The sequence below is a fragment of the Listeria grandensis FSL F6-0971 genome, assembly GCF_000525835.1.
Classification (GTDB): domain Bacteria; phylum Bacillota; class Bacilli; order Lactobacillales; family Listeriaceae; genus Listeria_A; species Listeria_A grandensis.
The window spans coordinates 137,988-145,792 of record NZ_AODD01000006.1; the positions used below are offsets into that span (position 1 = coordinate 137,988).

Genomic DNA, 7,805 nt, shown 5'->3' on the forward strand with positions numbered 1-7,805 from the left:
TGAGTGAAATACAATAAAAAGCACCTAGTCTAGGCATTTTACAGGCCATGATTAGATGCTTTTTTAACTATTCTACTTCTAAAAACAATACCTTCAAATAGTTGCCTTCTTTAAAACTACTCCGCGTTGCAAAGTCTGCGGGTAGCGTAAATTGCTCCACAATTCGATATTTCCGTCCTTGATGCTGAAACGCTTCTTGTACAACTTGTTTAAACTTTTCCATGCCATACCCGGCGTAATTGGTCGATGCGACAATGATGCCATTCGGATTCGTGATCGCGATGCTTTCCTCCAGCAATTTCCCGTAGTCTTTTGCGACGCTGAATGTTGTTTTTTTCGTGCGGGCGAAGCTTGGTGGGTCTAAAATCACCATGTCGAATGCCAACGCTTTACGATTCGCGTATTTGAAATATTGGAAAACGTCTTCGGCCATAATCGTGTGTGCCGTTGGGTCAAGTTCGTTGACGCTAAATTGTTCGCGGGTTTTGGGAATGCTACGGTTGGCAACGTCGACATTGGTTGTGTGAGCGGCTCCGCCAAATGCTGCGGCAATCGAGAAGGCGCCTGTATAAGAAAATGTATTCAAAACTGTCCGACCTGCTGCATATGTGTCGCAAATGGTTTTGCGAACGTCACGTTGATCCAGGAAAATCCCTGTCATCGCACCATCGTTCAAATACACCGCGTAATTAATCCCATTTTCCTTTACAATTAGTGGTTCAGGAGCCGTCTCCCCTTCTAAAAAGTCGTCGCTTTCCAAGTATTGTCCTTTTTCATCGAATCGGCGTTTTTCGTAAATACCACGCGTATCAATCGCGCGCTTAAGTGCGGCGACAAGCATCTGCTTCCACTTATAAATCCCGTTGCTGTACCATTGCAAGACGAGAAAACCATCATAATAATCGACCGTCAGACCGCCGAGACCATCGCCTTCACCGTTAAAAATTCGAAAGGCAGTCGTCGCCTCGTCATGAAAGAAGGCTTGCCGTTGCGCAAAGGCTTCTTTAAAAAGCGTGACAAAAAAAGCTTGATCAAGCGCTTGTTCGGCGTCATACGTTAGCAGCCAACCAATCCCTTTATTCTGATTTCCGTGGTAGGCTTTTGCGATAAAACGATTGGCCTCATCTGTCAGGCGCAACACCGTTCCTTCTGCCACATCAGGCCAAGCGACAACCGCTTCTTTTGTCAGCAAGGGATAGCCTTGTATGTATTGCCGCGCCGATTTTTTCTTTATTTTAATCGTTATTTCCTGCATCCTGCTTCATCCTCATTTTAAAAAGTAATACATCCACTATATCATAAAATAAAGAGGCAAAAACGAAATTGTGACGAAAACTTCATAATTATTTCCTAGGAAGCGGAAGTATTTAACTTTTAATATAGCGGAACGTGCTATTATTTTAGTGAAAGGAAATTTTGGGAAAAAGGGGGTTTTGAATGTAACGGCAAATAATAGCGGTTGTAACTTCGAAAAATTAGGCAGTCTATCCAAAAATAGGGAGGATGTTTTATTTGAAGAAACTACTTTTTACGTTACTTATTGTTGCTTTATGTTCGGTTTATGTGAAGGAGGTTCAGGCGGTATCAGAGGCGAAAACGATAGATATGAGTGGAATTGTAACCGCTAACAATAGGGGCTTGGCGGACCAAAATGCTTCTCGTTGGAATGATCTGATGCGACAGCTTGATAGCACGCAACACACGACGATTTATGTTCCTAAAGGGGTGTATTATTTTAGCCAGACATTGGGGATACCATCCAATGTGACGGTGACTGGAGAGAAGAATGCAGAGGGAGTGAGCGAGTCTTCGTTAGTTTTTACTCAAGTGGTTCGTGGGATTGCGACGCGTTTTCCATTGAATGAAATGAAAGCGCATACGATTAGTCTGGAGAATTTACAAATAAGCTATACTGACGACGCATCAGATGAGAGATCTGGAACGCTTATCGACTTTGGCGCGGGCTACGAAGAGAAGAATTACGAGGATTATCAAGTTCTGGATACGTTGAACATCGAGAATTGCGTGATTGATGCGAAGAAAAAGGGAAATTCCACGGTTTACCTTGGTAGAGTAACGAACGCCACGATTACGCACAACATCATCAAGAATTCAGGTTTGCAAAATGGCATCGGGCTGGAATTTTCCAAGAATGTGCGAATTTATGATAACGATTTGTCGGATCTTGGCAGGTCTGGGATTCAGATGTATAAATTTAATGGCAGTAAGGCGGAACCGATTGTTATCGAGAAAAATCGGATTACAAATTGGATGCAGCGCTATGGATATGCGCATTTTAAGACGAAATATGAAGCGGGCATTCCAGTGGATGTGATGAATGATTCGGGAATTGACAGTTATGGACCACAAAATGAGAATTTCATCATTAAAGATAATGTTTTGACGGCTGGTCAGGTTAATAGTGAGAATCCAAACAACACGAAAATTAGAATGGATTATAGTGAGAAAGTATATCCAGAAAATATGATTTTCTATACGGGGATTCGTTTGTGCGGTGTCACGGATGCGCTTGTGACAGGGAATCAGGTGGATTTAAAGGGACGCGATATTTTCACGATGGTCTACATCAATAGTCGGGAGAAAGAGGATAGTACAGGGATAATTTCAACGAAGCCAAGCAATATTTCGATCGACCAAAATAAATTCCAAGCGGAGGGAAATGTTCGCTACCCAGTTCGCATTTTTGAAGGGGATGTGGCTGCGAATGATAAGGAAAAAGGGGTATCGTTCACGAAGAATGACTTTTTGATGGAAGGAAAACTTGTAAACAATGGTTATTATTCCTTTTTCACGATTAGTTCGGCTACGAAGAGGCTGTTGCTGATTGGAAATACACTCACGATGGGGACGCGGATGGATCATTTGGTTTCGGTCAGCGATGTTGCATACAACGGTACGCAAGTGAAGCTGGATGAGTTAGTTGCTGTGAATAACACGCGAAATGGTGCGCTGGAAAATACGGTGCGTGGGAATATCGGCATGACTGACTACGCTTACTTTGTTCAGGATAAGCCACTTTTCACGAACACAAATCTCTACACTGGGCAATATCGTGAGCCGGTTTGGAAGATCCGACTTTTGAAAAATTCTCAGGTGGTGAAGCAAGCAGATACAGATGTAGTTACCAAAACCTATACTTTTAAAGGGTTAGATACGCTCGTGGTGAATGATGGTAGTAAGTACGAGCTCGTCGGTGTGAATGAGAGTTATCAAGAAGTGATTCGGATACCGCTTACAGTGCGCTCTTTGCTGGATGTTCCGGCCTATATTATCGGGACGAATGAATATACTGGGACATACGGTTCAACAATTACTAGAGTGCGGCTTTTTAAGGATAATGTGGTGATCAAGCAGGCAGATACGGACGGGGAAAACTATACGCTAAAAGAGATGAGAAGTTTGATTCAAAATGATGGAAGCAAGTATGAAATGGTAGGTTTGGATAAAAATTTCGCAGAGGTAATCCGTGTGCCGCTGGAAGTAAAATCGGTCTTGGATGTTCCGGAATACACAGTTGGGCAGAAGGAATTTAGTGGAGGATACCGAGATAATATCCGAGTCGTTCGGCTGATGAAGGATGGCAAAGCTGTGAAGCAAGCAGATATCGACGCGACAACACAAAAATTATACATTAAAGGGATTAGAGAATATCATATTGGCAGATGGAGCTAAATATGAGGTAGTGGGATTTGATGCGACGTACAAAGAAGTAGTTCGTATCGATTTGAAAGTGAACGTGTTAAAGGTCGGGGTTACCCAGAATGTTTACACGCTCGGTACTAGTGAAAATAAGGGGAGCTATGAGGGGCCAATTTTGCGGGTGCGTTTGCTCAAAAATAATATACCCGTTAAACAGGCCGATATGGATCAAGTTTCCCAAACATACGTGTTAAAAGGCTTGGATGCGATCGTGAAAAATGATGGAAGTAAGTATGAATTGGTGGGGATTGATGAATATTTTAAGGAGATTGTTAGAGTAGATTTTGTTGTGGACGGCCTGTAAAAATATAGACGGAATGGGGTTTTCATAGTTATATGGAAATCCTTTTTTTTTTAAAACAACAAATGTGTCAAAAAATACATAATTATATATATGTAGAGGAGAATTTTTTACTTTTTGCAACTTATATGTATGGTATGATTCGTTTGTGGTGCTACTCGTATTGTGAGACGTACCGGAAATGAGGAGGGAAAGACAACAATGATGATTAAAAAAATTGGGGTGGCGACTGCTAGACATCACTACAGATTAGCTGAAATTGGGCAGAATGATATGATTTTAAAAATATCTAGGCAATGAGTGAAAGGTTAGCTTATAGTGGGAAATAATATTGGAAAAACGAATACGAGATTAGAAATGACATCTTTAACATGTATATGACCAAGAGCTATTAATGTGTCACGATAAAAGATTGCTGATTTAACGATTTTTTACGTGTACATTAAATATAACTACTCAAATGAGCAAAAAATGGAGGATTTACAAATGAGCAAAAACATCGTCAAAATTGTGGCAGGAGGCATGATTGTATCAGCCGTATTAACTGGAAACACAAGCGTGCCGTACAATGTAATGAAGGGACCTATCGTGCTAGCGGCAACAAATGCACAAGGTGTTCCGAAACCACCAGTGGAGGTAATTAGTCTTCAAAATGGTAGTTTTGAACAACCAGCCGTGTCTTATGGAACTTGGAAAACACTGGATCAATCAGAAGTTCCAGGATGGAATACAACAGGATCAGATGGCTTAATCGAGATCCAGAATCATTTTGAAAACAGAGAAGCAGCGGATGGAGAACAATATGTGGAGCTAAATGCATATGAAGCTTCTGGTTTATATCAGGACATAATCACGACACCAGGGGCAAAAGTGAGATGGCGAGTTGCGCATCGTGGGCGGTTGACAACGGATACTGCAACCGTTAAATTTGGAACACCTGATGATTTAAAAATAATCGAAACGATGACGACTTCAAAAGAGGCTTGGAAAACTTATTCGGGGACGTATACCATTCCAGCAGGACAAACAACTACACGGTTCCAATTTGAAGCCGTAGGTGGAGATCCTAGAAATGGGAATTTACTGGATAATATCGTATTTGCCACGCAATCCTTCATTACTCTAGATGGAAAAGTAGACCAAACTTCTGTGAAAGAAAACAAAATTGCGACCTACTCTTTCGACGCCAAAAATGAAGGCGGTATGGCATCACAAAATACAGAGTTATCGATTCTGATTTCGGAAGAAGTGACTCTCGTTTCATCTGATGTCATGGTGGACGGCGTATCGATTGCTGGCTCTTATGACAGTAGTACTCGTACACTATCGATCCCGCTTGAAAGTGTGGGTGAGGGCGCAACAAAGCATGTGACATTTGACGTGAAGGGCGCAGTTGTAGCCGACGATATCACTACACAAGCGACAGTGACACATCAAGATCAAGGCTTTACAGATGAAGACTATATAAATTACTCGAACGACGTCACGTTGAAGGTGATCGCGAACCATGTGCCAACCATTGAAGCATCAGATCATACCGTGAAAAAAGGGGGCACATTTAATCCTCTTACAGACGTGAGCGCAGTGGATCAAGAAGATGGTAACCTAACGAGTAGCGTGAAAGTAACAGAAAATGATGTCGATACTTCACAAGTCGGTACGTACCATGTGACGTATAGCGTGACGGATTCTGACGGCAATGTCACGACGAAAACGATTGCGGTGACGGTGACGAGTAATGATGCGCCGGTTATTAACGCAACGGACGTGACGCTGAAAAAAGGGGAACAATTTGTGCCGACAGCGGGTGTGAGTGCGAGCGATACGGAAGATGGCGACGTAACGGCTGACATCCAAGTGACGGCGAACGATGTGGATACAACACAAGTTGGGACGTATCATGTGACATATAGCGTGACGGATTCTGACGGCAATACGACGACAAAAACGATTACGGTGACAGTGACAAGTAATGATGCACCGGTCATTACAGCGGCAAATAAGACCGTGAAAAAAGGTGGTACGCTTGATCTGGAAGCCGGTGTGAGTGCGACGGATGCAGAGGATGGTAATCTGACAAGCCAAATCACGATCACGGCGAATGATGTGGATACGTCGAAAGTGGGAACGTATCATGTGACGTATAGCGTGACGGATTCTGATGGCAACACGACGACCAAAACGATTACGGTGACAGTGACGAGTAATGATGCGCCAGTCATTACAGCGGCAAATAAGACCGTGAAAAAAGGTGGCACGCTTGATCTGGAAGCCGGTGTGAGCGCGACGGATACTGAAGATGGTAATCTGACAAGCCAAATCACGATTACGGCCAATGATGTGGATACGTCGAAAGTTGGGACGTATCATGTGACGTATAGCGTGACGGATTCGGACGGCAACACGACGACCAAAACGATTACGGTGATAGTGACGAGTAATGATGCACCAGTCATTACAGCGGCAAATAAGACCGTGAAAAAAGGTGGCACGCTTGATCTGGAAGCCGGTGTGAGCGCGACGGATACTGAAGATGGTAATCTGACAAGCCAAATCACGATCACGGCAAACGATGTGGACACGTCGAAAGTGGGAACGTATCATGTGACGTATAGCGTGACGGATTCTGACGGCAACACGACGACCAAAACAATCACCGTGACGGTGACGAGTAATGATGCACCGGTGATTTCGGCAACAGATCAGACATTGAAAAAGGGAGGTACGTTTAGCCCATACGCAGATGTGACGGCAAGTGACACGGAAGATGGCGATATGACACTGGCTGTCGAGGTAACCGCGAATGATGTGGATACGTCGAAAGTCGGCACGTACCACGTGACATATAGTGCGACGGATTCCGACGGCAACACAACAACGAAGACGATTACCGTGACGGTGACTAGCAACGATGCACCAGTTATCCAAGCGTCCAACATCACGATGCGTGTCAATAAAGCCTTCGACGTGAACAATGCTGTGACAGCGAGCGATACGGAAGATGGCGATATCACTAGCAAAATCCAAGTCACAGCGAATAATGTCAATGTAGCCAAAGCAGGCGTGTATCACGTGACGTACAGTGTGACGGATTCCGACAATAACACGACGACGAAAACGATTACCGTGACCGTGTTGACGGATGACGCGCCGATTTTGACAACGAGTGATGTGTATTTAAAAGTGGGCGACACGTTTGAACCGCTGGCAGGTATTACCGCGAATGACACCGAAGATGGCAACCTCACGAATAAGATCAAGGTAGAGACGAACACGGTAGACATGACGCAAGCGGGCACGTATGCTGTTTCTTATAGCGTGACGGATTCCGATGGCAATAAAACCACAATCCAACGCCACGTCTATGTCCGCACGAACGACAAACCAGTAATCCACGCGACAGACCAAACATTCAAAGCTGGACACACTTTTGATCCGATGGCAGGTATGTCCGCAAGCGACACAGAAGACGGCGATGTGACAGGAGACGTGACGATTACAGCGAATGACGTCGATGCGACTCAAGCAGGCACCTACCACGTGACCTACAGCGTGAAGGACAGCGATAACAACGTGACGACGAAAACGATCACGGTGACCGTTTTAACCAATGAGAAACCAGTCATCACGGCAAGCGATATCACGCAAAAAGCCCATCGTTCATTAGATCCACTGGCAGGTGTGAGCGCCGAGGACCTCGAAGATGGCGATCTTACTTCGAATATCCAAGTGGTGGCGAATGATGTGAACATCGATGTGCCCGGCGAGTACCATATCACATACA

4 protein-coding genes are annotated in these 7,805 nt (G+C 44.1%); 3 read left to right on the plus strand and 1 reads right to left on the minus strand.

The window, feature by feature from the left end; translation table 11 throughout:
• Positions 1-67 precede the first annotated feature (67 nt).
• Positions 68-1,255: a class I SAM-dependent rRNA methyltransferase gene (locus PGRAN_RS05970; protein WP_036065869.1), complete on the minus strand. Its 1,188-nt coding sequence runs from the start codon at positions 1,253-1,255 to the stop codon at positions 68-70.
• Between the two features lie 257 nt (positions 1,256-1,512).
• On the opposite strand from PGRAN_RS05970, the gene PGRAN_RS05975 reads away from it, so the two are divergent.
• The 3 genes from PGRAN_RS05975 to PGRAN_RS15565 form a co-directional block, all read left to right on the plus strand.
• Entirely contained in the window at positions 1,513-3,693 is a 2,181-nt protein-coding gene (locus tag PGRAN_RS05975) for a right-handed parallel beta-helix repeat-containing protein (protein ID WP_036065870.1), read from the plus strand.
• Positions 3,677-4,024 carry a hypothetical protein gene (locus tag PGRAN_RS05980; RefSeq protein WP_036065871.1) on the plus strand — a complete coding sequence of 116 codons (348 nt, stop codon included), beginning with the start codon at positions 3,677-3,679 and terminating at the stop codon, positions 4,022-4,024. Before PGRAN_RS05975 ends, PGRAN_RS05980 begins: the two co-directional genes overlap by 17 nt.
• Positions 4,025-4,507: 483 nt before the next feature.
• The coding region (locus tag PGRAN_RS15565) for an immunoglobulin-like domain-containing protein (protein ID WP_051998446.1) at positions 4,508-7,805 on the plus strand (3,298 nt) is incomplete at its 3' end.

Bases quoted from the DNA above. Each gene is read 5' to 3' on its own strand.
- PGRAN_RS05970 (WP_036065869.1), bottom strand. From the start codon at position 1,255: ATGCAGGAAATAACGATTAAAATAAAGAAAAAATCGGCGCGGCAATAC.